The organism is Corynebacterium sp. HMSC074E01 (assembly GCF_001808885.1).
Lineage (GTDB): Bacteria > Actinomycetota > Actinomycetes > Mycobacteriales > Mycobacteriaceae > Corynebacterium.
On sequence record NZ_KV794822.1, the window covers coordinates 83,880 to 98,099 of the forward strand.

The window sequence follows — 14,220 nt, forward strand, 5'->3', positions numbered from 1 at the left end:
CTTTGCTATAGCCCTACTTAGGGCGCGCGGTTGATGAGCATCGCTGCCACTCGCTCCATGTGGTCCCAAATCATGGCGCGATAGGCCGGCGGGATGGTCTCCTCGTCGATCTGCGCCAAGGAGTTGCCCATGAGCTCGAGCCAGCGATCGTGGGCGGCCATGTCGATGGGATAGGGCGCATGGCGCATGCGCAGGCGCGGGTGGCCGCGCTGCTCGGAAAAGAGCTGGGGTCCTCCCCAATACTGCACGAGGAACCAGGTCAGGCGCTGCTGCGCGCCCTCCCAGTCATCGTCCGGGTACATCGGGCCGATGAGATCATCGTTGCGCACCTGGGCGTAGAAACCGTCGACGAGTTTCTCAAAGGTCTCCATTCCACCGACGGCTTCGTACACGCTTGTTGCTTGCACGCCTAATCTTCCTTTCGCGTCAGGCCAGGTTCTTCCAGATCAAAGATAGCCATCCCTCGTGGATAGGGGGTGGTGATCCCTTCCGTATGCATGGCGGTGAGGATTTTCGCCTGCATCGCGCGCTGCACATCCCATTGCTTGCCCGGTAGCGTCTTGACGGAAACGCGGTAGGACATGTGGTCAACTTCCAGGCCGGACATGCCATTGACCGTGGGCTTGGCCAGGATAAAGTCCTTGATCTCGGAGTCACGGGCGGCGTCTTCAGCTGCGGAGGTGATGACGTCGACTGCGCGGGTGGGGTCGTTGCTCAGCGCAATCGGGACCTGGACGCGGGCTACGGAGTAGCGGTCGGAGTGGTTGGCTACTTGCAAGATTTCGCCATTGCGGACGTACCACAGAGCGCCATCAATATCGCGGACCGTGGTGATGCGCAGGGAGATGGACTCTACATCGCCGAAGACCCCGTTGCCGAGATCGATGGTATCGCCGATACCGTACTGATCTTCCATGAGCATGAAGATGCCGGAAAGGAAGTCCTTGACCAAAGCTTGTGCGCCGAAACCTAAGGCGACGCCAACCACGCCGGCAGATGCTACAAGCGGGGCGACGTTGACGCCGAGCTTGTCCAAGATGGCCAGCGCTGCCCAGACCCAAACAAAAATAGCGACCGCGGAGCGGCCGACGCCGGCGAGAGTCTGAATGCGGGAGGTGCGCCGGGCCTCTTGCGTTTGCTCGAGGACCTTGTCGGTTGTTCGGTGAGCTTTGCGCGGAGAGAGCGGCGAGCTGAGCTTGCCCTTCTTGATGCTGTTATCTGCCAGCTTGGTAATAAGCCGGCGCAGCAGCCAGCTGCCGATGACAGCGACGATGAGGATGAGCGCGATGCCGATGGGTTTGTCGATGAGCCAGGACTGCATGTTTTCTGTCTGCCACCAGCTGGTAACCGCGTCGACGGCCCCGTTGGTCTGCTCGGCGGAAGCGCTGAGGTATGCGGTAGGTCTGGTCATGTGTGTCCTTTCTACTATCGCTCACGACTGACGCCTACCGATAGTAGGGAAGGGATTTGAATATAAAAAGCCAGTCTTTCTCACAACTGAACAGCTTGGTCTAGAATTGTGCCTCATGACTGACAACCGCACTCTTGGCTTTTCCTCCCGTTCCATCCATGCCGGTTACCAGCCGGATCCCTACATGGGATCCATCAACGTACCGATCTACGCCTCCACGACGTACCAACAGGACGGCCTCGCGCAGTTGCGCGGCGGCTATGAGTACGGGCGCGTGGCCAACCCCACCGTTCATTCTCTGGAGAAAACTCTCGCCGCACTAGAGAACGCCGAGTACGCCCGCTGTTTTGCCACGGGTATGGCGGCCGTCGATACCCTCATCCGTATCATCGTGCGCCCTGGTGACCACGTCATCCTCGGCAACGATGCCTACGGCGGCATGTACCGTCTCCTGCATCATGATTACGGTGAGTGGGGCATCGAGCTGTCCATCGTCAATACCGCCGATACTGAGGCGGTGCAGGCGGCGCTGAAGGACAACACCAAGCTGATCTGGTTGGAGACCCCGACCAACCCAGCGACGACAATCACGGATATCGCTGCGGTCGCTAAGGCAGTCAAGGCGGCTGGCGACGCCCAGATCGTCGTCGACAACACCTTCGCCACGCCCTACCTGCAGAACCCTTTGGAGTTGGGCGCGGATCACGTCCTGCACTCCACCACAAAGTACCTGGGCGGCCACTCGGATGTGCTGGGCGGCGCGGTCGTGACCAACTCCGCGGAGATGGATGAGCGCCTGCTGTACTTTCAAGGCAATGTCGGTGCGGTGTCCTCACCTTTCGACGCCTACCTCACCGCCCGCGGCATCAAGACCTTGGAGGTCCGCATGGATCGCCACTGTTCCAATGCGCAGGCTGTGGCTGAGTTCTTGGAGTCCCGCCCAGAGGTCAAGCAGGTTCTTTACCCAGGCCTGCCCTCGCACCCGGGCCACGAGCTGGCGAAAAAGCAGATGCGCGGCTTCGGGGGAATGATGTCCGTGCGCTTCCACAGCGAGGAGCATGCCCGCCAGATTTGCCTCAACACCAAGCTCATCTCGCTTGCGGAGTCCCTCGGCGGCGTGGAGTCTCTCATCGAACACCCGCAGAACATGACGCATATCTCCGCGGAGGGCTCCGAGCTCGTCCCACCAGCAGACCTCGTGCGCATTTCCGTGGGTATCGAGTCCATCAATGACCTACTCACGGACCTGGAGCAGGCGCTCGACGCCCTTCACTAGCAACCTTGTAGGAGACTCACTATGACAGATACGGCACAACCGCTGAGGTCCTTCAGCGATGAGGTGGACGCAGCACGAGAGTTCTGGGCCTCATACTTCGACGCGATTCCAGTTCCATTTGCGAACGGTTCCGATGAACCTACCGAGGAGTTCATTCAATTCCTTCAAGGAACCCACCCTGAGTACCCGCAGGCCACCGTTGCGTCGAAAGGCGAAGACGTGGAAGCTTTCCTGAAGTCCTGCATGCACGAGCAGGACTTTGCCACCTTCGCTGGGTGGAACGCAGATGCCCTCAACGGCGACAGTCTTAACCGCGAAGAGCCAACGTTCAAGGAGTATCTCTGTGGCGCGGTCTTCGCTCCTTCTGATGCCCTTAAGAAGCGCATTAGTGCTGAATTTAAGGATGAGCGCATCGAGGAGAGCGCCGAGGCAATCAAGGAGGCATTTAGCGCGGAGGCTGCGGAGAGTGCCGCGCGCCTTACGCGAACCGTTCCGGAATCTTTGTCGGTGAAGCTAGATGGCGGCATCCAGCATATCCGTATTTTGTGGCTGCTAAAGAATCCAGCATATGGCGGAAATGACGTCATCAGGCTGGCACGTGAAGGAATGGAGGGCGTACCAAATAAAAAAGATGGGGGAGAGGCATTTACTCCCTTCATCAGGGATCAAGGCAATGTCGCGGCGCTGTTCTCGAATGACGTCGACAACGCTCGCTTGCCCTGGGACATTGCAGATGACAAAGGCTGGTATTTCGATCGCGCACGCTTTTACCTCTTCGATGACTGTGAAGAAAAAGAGCCTGTTTCGTGGAATGAGGTCATTCCGGAGCGTTCCGAATCGGGTGAGCGAGCAGGAGACATCGTGCGCATGGAGATGTTCCCCTACAGGACCAAAGCGTCTGGTGACATCCCCAAGGTCATCGAAAGCAACAACAAGAACGGACTTGTTCTACCGTCTCAGGAGCTCGTGTTTAGATGCCTCATCGCCTTCCTCAAAGAGGCTGAGCACGGCTACATTATTTGTGCCCGTGACCCGCAGCTATGGCGAGATGTTATCGGGGCTTTTATCGACGCGAACCCTTCTCTCGAAGTTGAAAAGGACGCAATCCTTGCGGCGTTTACGGGTCACGTATGGGAGTTCAAAGGGCAGAACGCGCACCTCAATGTGAAGAATTTGGTCCCTCCACTCGATAACCGCGTTGCGGACCTCCGACGGGTCTTTGACAGTCGGCCGTAACTAGCTCGTGGCCCCGAGAAGTGAGGCGGGGCCACGCGGCGGCTAGAGGGTGCTGAGGAGGGATCCGGCCGTGCGGTCGGTCTCCTGTAGCATGAGCGGATCCGTGCCCGGCATGGGGGAGATGGTGGTATCCGGCCACTGCGAATAGGTGGGGATACCGACGATGTGCAGGCGCGGGTCCTCGGTGCCGCCGGGGTTGACCACGCGGCGGTTCCATGTTGTTTCCGGCGAGCCGGTGGCCTGACCATGGTCGACGAACGCGCGAACACGCCCGTTGAGCGACACAGCAAGGGGATCGCCGGCGCGGCGGACGTCGGGGGAGTGCATCCAGGCGTCGATAAGCCAGGCGGAGGAAGCCTCGCCGTGCGCGGTGCGCAGCGTGAACTTATCACCGATCTCCAGCTGGGGGTGCTGGCCTAGGAAGGTGACGAGGCCGGCGTCGACAAGCGCGAGCAGCTGGCGGGTGCGGAAGAGCGGCGGGCCGGAGCCCACCATCTGCCCGAAGGCCATGAACTCCTTGTAGGTGCTGGTGCGGGACTCCCACGTCATCCGGCCTTCCGAACCGGCGATGGAGGAGGGCTTACGTGCGGCCGAGATGGCCCACAGCGCGGACTTCAGCGGGGAATCGGCGGCGGCGACGGCCTCGACGATATCGCGCGCCAAACCTTCGGCGATGTACTCGGTGACTTCAGTGCCCTTGAAATCCGCCAGCGGGTGCGCCCAGTGCGCTAGATCCAAAGGCTGCGCGGAGGAGCCCTCGAGGGCTGCGGTGAGCTGGTCCGCCATGCCTGTCAGGTCGTCGGCATCCACCGCGGTGGCGTCGATGGTGGCGATGATATCCGCGAGGGGGCGCTGCAGGGCATCGGGTGCGACCCGCGCCTGGTTCTCGTAGTACTCGGCGTAGGCATCGCGCAGAATGTGTGGCAGTAGCTGCGTGCCGAAGTCCAGCTCGGCCTCCGGATCCAGGGCGGCCACCGCGGCGCGGAAGCGGGTCAGCGCGGCCTTCGGCGGCAGCGCGTGGTATTCCGACTTCGGGATATACGGGTAGCCGCGTCCGGAGGAGACGATGAAGTGCGGCTCCTCACCGCTGGGCTCGTAGCGCAGCCCGGAGCGCGTGGAGGGATCCTCCACAAACTCACCACCGCGGTCGATGGTGAGTAGCGCCATGATGTCGAAAAAGCCCATTCCCAGGCCGCGGACCAGGACCTTCTCACCTGCGGGGGCTGCAGACACCGGCTGCTCCACGGGGTTATCCGGGCGCACCCAGTGCAGGCCGGAATCGGCAGCCTCGGCCAGTGCGCGCTCGGACTCGCTCAGCGCGGGCACCTGCCAGCCGTAGGCCAGGGCGGTGGCGTCGGCGGTGACGGTGGAGTCGTCGGAAAGTGCTATGACATCGTGGTCCTCAGCGGCTTCGATGGACAGCGCGCGGGCGCGGTGCTGGACGACGTCCACGTTCTCCGGCAGCTGAGCCAGCGCCACCTCGAAAACCCACTCCAGATAGGCGCCGTAGAGCGCGCGGGAGGGGTTGGATTCCGGGCGGGTCTGCGCCAGTTCCTCGGCAAAAGAGTCGGCGAGCTCCTCGCGCGGCGGGTGGGAATCATAAAGCTCCAGCTTGGCAGGCGCGATGTCGGGGCGCTCTCCGCGCAAGAGCTGGATCCACTCGTAGAGGATGGGGCCCTCGAGGACCGGGGCGGTGGTGGTGGAGTTGGGCTCGGTGAACAGGGTGACCGCGCCGGCCAACGTGTTCATGCACAACGTGCGGGTTTGCTCGGTATCCCAAATGCGGCCAGCACCCAGCGGGGCATCATCGATGATGTGGAGGCGCAGGGGTGAATTAAGGGGGGTCGCGCGCAGGTGGGCTGCGAGGCGCTCGACCAGCGAGATGCCGCGCGGGCCGGCCCCGACGATGGCGATGGAGGGCATGTAAATCAACCTCGAACTTTTAGACTGTGCTGTCTAGTGGAATAATACCGGTCAGTATGCGTTGTGTTAAATCCGTAGACACAATTCAAACCGACTATCTACTCTCTGAAAGCATTACCGTGAAAACCCTACGCGCACTCGCCGCCACCCTGGCAGCAGCCCTCGCCTTAGCTGGCTGCTCCGCCGCGGACCGGCCGGACGGGGAGGAGAATGTCCTCACCTACCTGGAGCCGCAGTTCTTCCGCACGCTCTACCCGCCGGCCGCCGGCTTTTACCCCAATGGCGGCGTGGTTAACCAGCTGACCGATCGCCTCCTGTACCAAGACCCCGAGACCCTCGAGCTCTCGCCGTGGATCGCCACGGAGATGCCCAAGGTCAACGCGGATGCCACGGAATACACGTTTAATATCCGCACGGACGTCACCTACTCCGACGGTTCACCCCTAACCGCCGAGAACGTCGTGGCCAACTTCGACCTCTTCGGGCGCGGCGACAAATCCCGCACGCTGACCAGCTCCGAGCAGATTGCCAACTATGACCGCGGCGAAGTCGTGGACGAAGACACCGTGAAGTTCTACTTCACCCAGCCCACCCCGGGCTTCCTCCAGGCCACCTCCGCCTACAACGCCGGCCTGCTCTCCGATTCCACGCTGGCCTTGGACAACGAGGGCTTTGGCCCCGGCAACGCGGTCAACGTCATTGGCTCCGGCCCCTTCGTTGTTGAATCGGAAGAAATCGGTACCGACCTCAAGCTCAAGGCTCGCGAGGACTACGACTGGGCCCCGCCGGCCGTGAAGCACCAAGGACGCGCGGAGATCGACGGCGTCCACTACATCCTCGCCGCCGAGGAATCCGTGCGCACCGGCGCCATCCTCTCCGGTCAGGCCGATATCGCCCGCCAGATCTCCGCCCCGCAGGAGTCGCTGCTGAAAGAACAAGGCGTTGACATCGTCTCGCGCGGCACCAACTCCATGAACAACCAATTCGCCTTCCGCTTCGACCACCCGCTGCTGCAGGACAAGCGCGTGCGCGAGGCCATTATCCACGGCGTGGACCGCGAGGAGATCCTCCGCGTGCTCTTCTCCGAGTCCTACCCGCTGGCCACCTCCACGGTGGCCAAGACCGGCCTGGCCTACAAGGACCAGTCCGCTGCCTACGGCTTCGATCCCGAAGAGTCCAAGCGGCTTCTCGACGAGGCCGGCTGGGAACCCGGGCCGGACGGCATCCGCGTCAAGGACGGCGAGCGCCTCGTCCTGCGCACCAATACCGCCTTGCCGCAGCCGCGTTCTAAGGAAGTCATGACCATGGTGCAGGACCAGCTAGGTGAGCTGGGCATCGGCATCCAAGTCAACGCCGGCGACCAGGCCACGCAGAACGCCGATGCCAAGGACGTCGACAAGGTGCAGATCTACCACTCGATGGTGGGCCGCGCCGACTATGACGTCATCACCTCGCTCTATGGCATCAACAACCGCGACGCCTTCCTCAACCAAGACGCGGAGGGCACCCCAATCGACGCGCACCTGCAGGAGCTTCTCGACGCCGTCCTCGACACCCCCGACAAAGAAGGCCGCATCAAGACCGCAGAAGAGGTCCAGGACTACATCACCGAGCAGGCCTACGTGCTTCCGCTCTTCGAGGAACCGGTGGTTTATGCTGTCCGGCCAGGAATTTCGGGCTTTAGCCCGGAATCGGTGGCGCGCCCCTGGTTCTACGAGGTCAGCATCGAGGCCGCGTCGAATGAGGAGGAGAAATAAATGACAACTCGCCAGATTTTCAGCCGCATTGGGCAGGCCCTCCTCGTGCTGCTCATTACTTATACCGTGGCCTTCCTGCTCCTGTCGGCGCTGCCGTCGGATGCCGTGCAGTCGCGCTTCGGCGACCCCGCTCTGGGCCTATCCCAGGCGGAGATTGACGCCATCAGGGAGGAGATGGGCGTCGACAAGCCGCTCGTGGTGCAGTACTTCACCTCCCTGGGTGGCTTCCTCACCGGGCACTTTGGCAATTCCACGCAGTCGGGTGCCCCGGTAGCTACGCTGCTTGCCGACGCCCTTCCCCACACCCTCATCCTCGCCGCTTGCGCCATCGGCTTGGCGCTCATCGTGGCCGTGCTTGTGGCCTTCCTGGCCACACTGCCGGGGCTCGGCGGCATCGGTTCTTTCTTCCGAGGCCTGCCTTCCTTCATGGTCTCGCTGCCAGGTTTCTGGATTGCCATCCTGCTTATCCAGTTCTTCTCCTTCCAGCTGGGCTGGGTGCGGGTCATCGAACCCGGCAGCGTGGAGGGCCTCATCCTGCCGACCTTGACGCTGTCGGTGCCCATGGCCGCGCCGTTGATTCAGGTGTTGATCCGCTCCATCGATGAGACACAATCCCGGCCCTTCGTCCAGGCGGTGCGCGCACGCGGCGCCTCGGAGTCCTGGATCTTCTGGCGCACCGTCCTGCGCAATTCGCTGCTGCCCACCTTGACCATGGCGGGCTTGCTCTTCGGTGAGCTCGTCGGCGGTGCCGTGGTGACTGAGACCGTCTTTGGTCGCACCGGCTTGGGCTACATGGTGGCCCAGGCCGTGGCGAACCGCGATACCCCGGTTCTGCTGGCCGTGGTTCTCATCGCCGCCACCTCTTACATCATCATCAACCTCGTGGTGGATTTGCTCTACCCGGTGCTGGACCCGCGCCTGCGCGCCGGCACCCCGGAGCGTGCGGCCCGCCGCAGCACAGATTCCGCCACCACCTCGGCCGCTACTTCGGAAAGGACGGTGCGCTCATGAGCATGACGCACACCAAACCGCTGCGTTCTACACGGGCGCCGCGCCGCCACCCCTCCAACCCGTGGCTCGCGCCGGGTTCCCTCATCGCCATCGTGATCCTCGTGATCGCTTTCCTGGCCGCACTCTTCCCGAGCTTGTTTACCTCGGCTGACCCCTATGCGGGCACCGATGTGGCCCTGTTGCCGCCGGGGGAGTCCGGCCACCTCATGGGCACGGATGCGGTGGGGCGCGACCTCTACGCGCGCATCGTCTACGGTGCCCGCCAGTCGCTGCTCGGCGCGCTCATTGCCGTGGCCGTTGGCCTGGTCGTCGGCACGCTCATCGGCCTGCTCGCCGGTTCCTTGCGGGGAGCGGTGGATGGCGTCCTCATGCGCGTGGTCGACGTGCTGCTGTCTATTCCCGGCATCTTGTTGTCGCTGTCCATCATCATCGTGCTGGGCTTCGGCTCGGTGCAGGCGGCGGTGGCCGTCGGTGCGACATCCGTGGCGACCTTTGCCCGTTTGGCCCGCTCCCAGGTGATCACCGTGGCCAGCTCGGACTACATCGAGGCCGCATACGGCGCCGGTGCCACCCACGCCACGGTGCTCTTGCGCCACGTACTTCCCAACTCACTCACCCCTGTGATTGCCCTGGCCACGCTGCAATTCGGTACCGCTATCCTGCAGCTGTCCATCCTCGGCTTCCTGGGCTACGGCGCCCCGCCGCCCACCCCGGAGTGGGGGCTTATTATCGCCGAGGGCCGCGACTTCATGGCCACCGCATGGTGGCTCATCATCCTGCCCGGCATCGCGCTGGTCGCCGTGGTGATGTCCGCCAACCGCCTGTCCCAAAACTTCCCCGTGGAGGCCTAACATGTCTGTTACAAAAAATGCAGCACAGCCCCTGCTGCGCGTGCGGGACCTCAACGTGTCCTATTCCACCGCCGGTGGTGACGTTCCCGCCGTGCAAGGCGTTAACCTCGAGGTTCGCCCAGGACAGATGACCGCCATCGTGGGCGAGTCCGGCTCCGGCAAGACCACCTCCGCTATGGCAGCCATCGGTTTGCTGCCCTCGAATGCCACTATCGATGCCGGAACCATCACCTTCGATGGCCGCGATATCACCTCGCTGCGCCGCCGCGAGTGGCGTGAGCTGCGGGGGCGGCGCATCGGGCTTATCCCGCAGGACCCCAATAACTCCCTCAACCCGGTGCAGACCATCGGCGCCTCGGTGGAGGAGGGGCTGCGCATCCACAAGGTCGGCACCGCGGCCGAGCGCAAGGCTAAGGCACTGGAACTCCTGGAGCGCGTCGGCATTGATGACCCTGAGCGCCGCTATCACCAGTACCCGCACGAGCTGTCCGGCGGCATGAAGCAGCGCGTGCTCATTGCTGCCGCCGTGGCGCTGGAGCCCGACCTCATCATCGCCGATGAGCCCACCTCCGCGCTCGACGTCACCGTGCAGAAGATCATCCTCGATCTCCTCGACGATATGCGCGCGGAGCTCGGCATGGGCATCCTCTTCATTACCCACGACCTCGCCGTGGCCGGTGACCGCGCCGACCGCGTCGTGGTCATGGAGTCCGGCCAGCTGCGCGAGGAGGGCCTGGCCGCCACGGTGCTGACGAACCCGCGCCACGACTACACCAAACGCCTGCTTGCCGACGCCCCCTCTCTCACCGTCGCCGACGCCGGCACATCCGCTCCACGCAGTACCGCCAAGCCTGACGCCCGCACACTCACCGACGCCGGCGCCAGCACAGCAACCACCGGCGCCGCTGCGAAGGCTGGTGCAACCGCTGAACGCGCTTCTTCTGTTTCCCACGGCGCGGCGACTGGCGAACCCTTGGTGCGCGTTGAAGGCCTGACCCAGCGCTTCGGTGATTTCACTGCGGTCGATAACATCTCCTTCACCGTGGCCAAGGGCTCGACCCACGCCATCGTGGGCGAGTCCGGCTCCGGCAAGACCACGACGGGGCGCAGCATCGCCATGTTCAACACCCCGACTTCCGGCAGCATCACCGTGGGCGGACGCGACATCGTGGGCCTGCGCGGTAAGGCCTTGCGCGAAGAGCGAAACAACATCCAGCTGGTCTACCAGAATCCTTATGGCTCGCTGGACCCCAAGCAGACGATTGGCCAGACGGTGGCGGAGCCGCTGCGGAATTTGAAGGGCACGCGTGCAAGCGCGGCCAAGGAAAAGGCCAAGGAGTTCTTGGACCTGGTAGCTCTCAACCCGGATTATTATGACCGGCGCCCGCGCGAGCTCTCCGGCGGTCAGCGCCAGCGCGTGGCCATCGCGCGCGCCATGATTGTGGAACCCGAGTTGGTCATCCTCGACGAGGCCGTCTCCGCCCTCGACGTCACCGTGCAGGCCCAGATCCTGCGGCTGCTTTCCCGGCTCCAGGAGGAGCTTGGCCTGACCTACATTTTCATCTCGCACGACCTGGCGGTGGTCAACCAGATCTCCGATACTGTCTCGGTGCTCTCGAAGGGCCAGCAGGTGGAATGCGGCCCCACGGCCGAGGTCTTTAGCAACCCACAGTCACCGTTTACCCGGAAGCTCATCGAGGCCATCCCCGGCTCGCGTTACCGCGCCGGCGACCTCAACCTGGGCCTGTAGCCTGGGGCCGGAAAAGAAAGGATTAGATCATGGCAGACATCATTAACCTAGTAGCGGGGGTCGAAGGGGACGTCGCTCAGCTGCGCGAGCGTCGGCCCGAAGCCAAGGAGAACGCGCAGGCCTCCTTCGTCGCGCTCCTCGAGCCTTCAGCGCCCGGCACGTTCAGCTTTGCGGAGCGCTACGCCATCGCTACCTTTGTGGCGGGCGTGTACCAGGCGGCGCCTGCCGTCGACTTTTACTCCGACTTGCTGGCGGAGGAATCGGAGGAGCTCGCTGCAGAAGTTGCCCGCGCGGTGGAGCGCGGCATCACCACCGGCCCCTATATCGATGGCGGCTTCGTGCTTTTCGACGGCTCCCCGCGCCTTGCCGCCGCCCTCGACTTCGCCCACCTTCTGGTCTTCCACCCCAAGGACGCCTCCCCGGCCGCGATTGGTCACCTGCAGGCGGCCGGGTGGTCCAACGATGACATCGTGACGCTGGCACAGCTCATCAGCTTCCTGTCCTTCCAGCTGCGCGTGGCGCACGGCTTGTCTGTGCTGGCCGGTACCGCGCAGCCCGCGCCCGTGACTGAGGCGCCGCGTCCCACCCAGACCCCGGAGTGGGTGCCGGGGGAGGGGACGTTGGTGCCGGACGTCGTCAAGCCGCAGGGCTTCGTGGCGCACTCGCTGGGCTGGAAGCCCTGGGTGCCGCCGCAGCCGAAGGAGGAGTTCACAGACGCGCAGCGCGATGCGCTGATTAAGCCCGAGCGCATCGATATGGAGTACTTCCGCCTGCTCGCCCGCGACCCGGCAGCGCTCAAGGCTCGCACGCTCACGGACCTGGACATCTTCTACAACACCGACGGCGGCCTCGGCCGCGCCGAGCGTGAGCTGGCCGCCACGGTGGTCTCGCGCCTGAACGGTTGCGAGTACTGCGCGTCGGTGCACCAGCAGCGCGCGAAGGAAGAGGGCGGTGACGCCGCGGCGATTGACCGCCTGCTCGAGGAAGGCGTTTCCGCTGACCTGGGCTCGGCGCAGTGGTCCGCTATCCGTGACGCTGCCGTGGCCCTGACCGAGTCACCCTTTGCGTTCGACACCTCCCACGTTGAGCGCCTCGAGGCCGTGGGATTCGATACCCTAGCCATCATCGATGTCATCAACTCCACCGCGTTCTTCAACTGGGCCAACCGCCTGATGCTGACGCTGGGGGAGCCGGATGTGCCGAAGCGCTTCCGCTAACGAGAAGGAGGAACAACCATGTTGAAGACTGCCGTTGTAACTGGTGCGACGGGTGGAATGGGCGCGGAGATCATCAAGGACCTTGCCCGAGACCACCGCGTGTATGCACTGGGTCGGCGAGCCGGGGAGCTGCCGGAGGCGGAGAACATCGTGCCGGTGGAAATCGACCTGCTGTCGCTGCTCGACGGCACCGCGCTTCCCACCGAGCTGGCTTCGCTGGAGCGCGTGGACGTGCTCGTGCATGCGGCGGCTAGGGCGGACAAGCACTCGGTAGAAAGCGCTAGCCCTGAGGATTGGCGCGCGCAGATGGACCTCAACGTGCACGTTCCGGCAGAGCTGACCCGCCAGCTGCTGCCTGCGCTGCGCGCAGCGGAAGGGCTTGCGGTGTTCATCAACTCCGGCGCCGGCATCCACTCCTACGGCGACAATGTCATTTATGCTGCTACGAAGCACGCTTTGTACGCGCTTGCCGACGGTCTCCGCCTCGGCGAGCTCGGCATCCGCGTTTCCACCGTCGCGCCGGGCCCGACGGATACCCCGATGTTGCAGGGACTGCAGGACTATAACCCGGAGCACGTCATTGCCCCTGTGGAGGTGGCGAAGGCTATTCGCGCCACCGTTGATGCTGGTCCGACGACGCAGCTCACTGAGATCCGCGTGCGCCCACGCATTGAGCTGAACCAGCGCAAGTAGGTGGCGAGTTTTCGCTCAAGATGCGAAAAACCCAGCACACGGTACAGTTATGAGACGTGTCCACCTATCAACGCCGCCGCCCCGCCTATTTGGTGATCGCGGATTCGCTGCGGAGCAAGATTGAATCCGGGGAACTAAAGCCGGGGGACCGTTTCCCCACGGAGCGGGAATTGGTACAGGAATACAAGGTGGCGCGCATGACAGTGCGCCACGCGCTGGACATCGTCCAGATTGAGGGACTTATCGACCGCAAGCGCGGGCGCACCGGCGGCACCTTCGTGCGTGCCACCCCGCCGACGCTGAGCCTGACGAGTGGGCGCAGTGCCCTTGACCAGTTGCGTGAGCATGGTCTCGACGTTGAGGTGCGGGTGCTGTCGCTAACGTTGATTGAGGCACCTGGGCACCTCGCTTCCGCCTTCGGGATTGAGGAAGGCGATTCCGTGTGGGAATGCCGTGCGGTGCAGTTGACCGAGGGCTCGCCCATCATGGCCTCCACCCTTTTTATCCCGCAAGCCTTGGCCCCGGACCTCGCGGAAGAGGACGTCCAAAAGCCACTGATTGCGCTGTTGACGGACCTTGGTCTGGCACCCGTATTTAAGCGTGATTCCCTCGTGGCTGCCACGGCTCGCACGGAGGAACAGAAGGCATTGGGCGTGGGGCGCAACCAGCCGGTTTTGCGCATTACACGAACTGTCAAGGCGGAGGGCGGCGTCGTAGCCGCCCAGTTGGAAGAGACCCTGCGCCCTGATGCGGTCACGGTGGAGGTCGTCATCGGCGAGGATCCCACGCCGACCCTCGACTAACCACCTCTGGCCTTCGCCCCAACGCGTTCAGCCGCCGCAAGGCTCGGCCCGCTCGAGCCGCATTAGTGCACGACAGCAAACCCGTCAACCATTTTCCGGTTGGTGGGCTTCGCTCTTTAAGGGCTTAACCCTCAGCGGCAAGCACGTGAATTGTGCTCAAGGATCGCCGATATGCCCGCGTGCCTTGATGTGGTCCGCGGGTGGCAGTGCTGTCACTGGTGGTTAGCTGTTGCCTTTCTGCTTGTGTTGTGTTTGGTGGCTGGGGTGTTAGCTGCTGTCGGGTGGTTCCTCT

The 14,220-nt window shown here is 63.5% G+C and carries 12 protein-coding genes; 9 read left to right on the forward strand and 3 right to left on the reverse strand.

What is annotated here, in order from left to right; genetic code table 11:
* Window positions 1-17: 17 nt before the first annotated feature.
* Window positions 18-407, reverse strand: coding sequence for a globin (locus tag HMPREF2537_RS02885; RefSeq protein WP_083298955.1), 390 nt, complete (start codon window positions 405-407; stop codon window positions 18-20).
* Window positions 408-409: 2 nt separating this feature from the next.
* Complete coding sequence (locus HMPREF2537_RS02890; protein WP_070525388.1) at window positions 410-1,411, reverse strand: mechanosensitive ion channel family protein; 1,002 nt, start codon at window positions 1,409-1,411, stop codon at window positions 410-412.
* A gap of 115 nt (window positions 1,412-1,526) precedes the next feature.
* Between HMPREF2537_RS02890 and HMPREF2537_RS02895 the strand changes: the two genes are divergently transcribed.
* Window positions 1,527-2,687, forward strand: coding sequence for a cystathionine gamma-synthase (locus HMPREF2537_RS02895; protein WP_070525390.1), 1,161 nt, complete (start codon window positions 1,527-1,529; stop codon window positions 2,685-2,687).
* 21 nt (window positions 2,688-2,708) lie between these two features.
* Window positions 2,709-3,923: a hypothetical protein gene (locus HMPREF2537_RS02900; protein WP_070525392.1), complete on the forward strand. Its 1,215-nt coding sequence runs from the start codon at window positions 2,709-2,711 to the stop codon at window positions 3,921-3,923.
* 42 nt (window positions 3,924-3,965) lie between these two features.
* Here HMPREF2537_RS02900 and HMPREF2537_RS02905 read toward each other — a convergent pair whose 3' ends face one another.
* Window positions 3,966-5,846: an FAD/NAD(P)-binding protein gene (locus tag HMPREF2537_RS02905; protein WP_070525393.1), complete on the reverse strand. Its 1,881-nt coding sequence runs from the start codon at window positions 5,844-5,846 to the stop codon at window positions 3,966-3,968.
* Window positions 5,847-5,902: 56 nt separating this feature from the next.
* Between HMPREF2537_RS02905 and HMPREF2537_RS02910 the strand changes: the two genes are divergently transcribed.
* Genes HMPREF2537_RS02910 through HMPREF2537_RS02940 form a run of 7 tightly spaced genes read left to right on the forward strand, consistent with a single transcriptional unit; the run spans window position 5,903 to window position 13,928 of the window.
* Window positions 5,903-7,603, forward strand: a complete 1,701-nt coding sequence (locus tag HMPREF2537_RS02910) for a TIGR04028 family ABC transporter substrate-binding protein (protein ID WP_148138126.1) — start codon at window positions 5,903-5,905, stop codon at window positions 7,601-7,603.
* Window positions 7,604-8,614: an ABC transporter permease gene (locus HMPREF2537_RS02915; RefSeq protein ID WP_070525397.1), complete on the forward strand. Its 1,011-nt coding sequence runs from the start codon at window positions 7,604-7,606 to the stop codon at window positions 8,612-8,614. It begins immediately after the preceding gene.
* Window positions 8,611-9,465, forward strand: a complete 855-nt coding sequence (locus HMPREF2537_RS02920; RefSeq protein WP_070525399.1) for an ABC transporter permease — start codon at window positions 8,611-8,613, stop codon at window positions 9,463-9,465. The genes HMPREF2537_RS02915 and HMPREF2537_RS02920 overlap by 4 nt, the downstream gene beginning before the upstream one ends.
* A 1-nt stretch (window position 9,466) precedes the next feature.
* Window positions 9,467-11,215, forward strand: a complete 1,749-nt coding sequence (locus HMPREF2537_RS02925) for a dipeptide ABC transporter ATP-binding protein (protein ID WP_070525401.1) — start codon at window positions 9,467-9,469, stop codon at window positions 11,213-11,215.
* Window positions 11,216-11,244: 29 nt separating this feature from the next.
* Window positions 11,245-12,432 (forward strand): alkylhydroperoxidase domain protein, encoded by a 1,188-nt coding sequence (locus tag HMPREF2537_RS02930; protein WP_070525404.1) that lies wholly within the window; start codon window positions 11,245-11,247, stop codon window positions 12,430-12,432.
* 18 nt (window positions 12,433-12,450) lie between these two features.
* The gene (locus HMPREF2537_RS02935) at window positions 12,451-13,125 is read left to right on the forward strand and encodes an SDR family oxidoreductase (RefSeq protein WP_070525406.1); all 675 of its coding nucleotides are present in this window, start codon (window positions 12,451-12,453) and stop codon (window positions 13,123-13,125) included.
* Between the two features lie 56 nt (window positions 13,126-13,181).
* The gene (locus tag HMPREF2537_RS02940) at window positions 13,182-13,928 is read left to right on the forward strand and encodes a GntR family transcriptional regulator (RefSeq protein WP_070525407.1); all 747 of its coding nucleotides are present in this window, start codon (window positions 13,182-13,184) and stop codon (window positions 13,926-13,928) included.
* The last annotated feature ends 292 nt before the right edge of the window (window positions 13,929-14,220 follow it).

Excerpts from the sequence above, each read along its gene's own strand:
- HMPREF2537_RS02895 (WP_070525390.1), top strand. The coding sequence starts at position 1,527 with ATGACTGACAACCGCACTCTTGGCTTTTCCTCCCGTTCCATCCATGCC.
- HMPREF2537_RS02890 (WP_070525388.1), bottom strand. The coding sequence starts at position 1,411 with ATGACCAGACCTACCGCATACCTCAGCGCTTCCGCCGAGCAGACCAAC.
- HMPREF2537_RS02905 (WP_070525393.1), bottom strand. The coding sequence starts at position 5,846 with ATGCCCTCCATCGCCATCGTCGGGGCCGGCCCGCGCGGCATCTCGCTG.
- HMPREF2537_RS02910 (WP_148138126.1), top strand. The coding sequence starts at position 5,903 with ATGCGTTGTGTTAAATCCGTAGACACAATTCAAACCGACTATCTACTC.
- HMPREF2537_RS02925 (WP_070525401.1), top strand. The coding sequence starts at position 9,467 with ATGTCTGTTACAAAAAATGCAGCACAGCCCCTGCTGCGCGTGCGGGAC.
- HMPREF2537_RS02920 (WP_070525399.1), top strand. The coding sequence starts at position 8,611 with ATGAGCATGACGCACACCAAACCGCTGCGTTCTACACGGGCGCCGCGC.
- HMPREF2537_RS02930 (WP_070525404.1), top strand. The coding sequence starts at position 11,245 with ATGGCAGACATCATTAACCTAGTAGCGGGGGTCGAAGGGGACGTCGCT.
- HMPREF2537_RS02935 (WP_070525406.1), top strand. The coding sequence starts at position 12,451 with ATGTTGAAGACTGCCGTTGTAACTGGTGCGACGGGTGGAATGGGCGCG.
- HMPREF2537_RS02900 (WP_070525392.1), top strand. The coding sequence starts at position 2,709 with ATGACAGATACGGCACAACCGCTGAGGTCCTTCAGCGATGAGGTGGAC.
- HMPREF2537_RS02915 (WP_070525397.1), top strand. The coding sequence starts at position 7,604 with ATGACAACTCGCCAGATTTTCAGCCGCATTGGGCAGGCCCTCCTCGTG.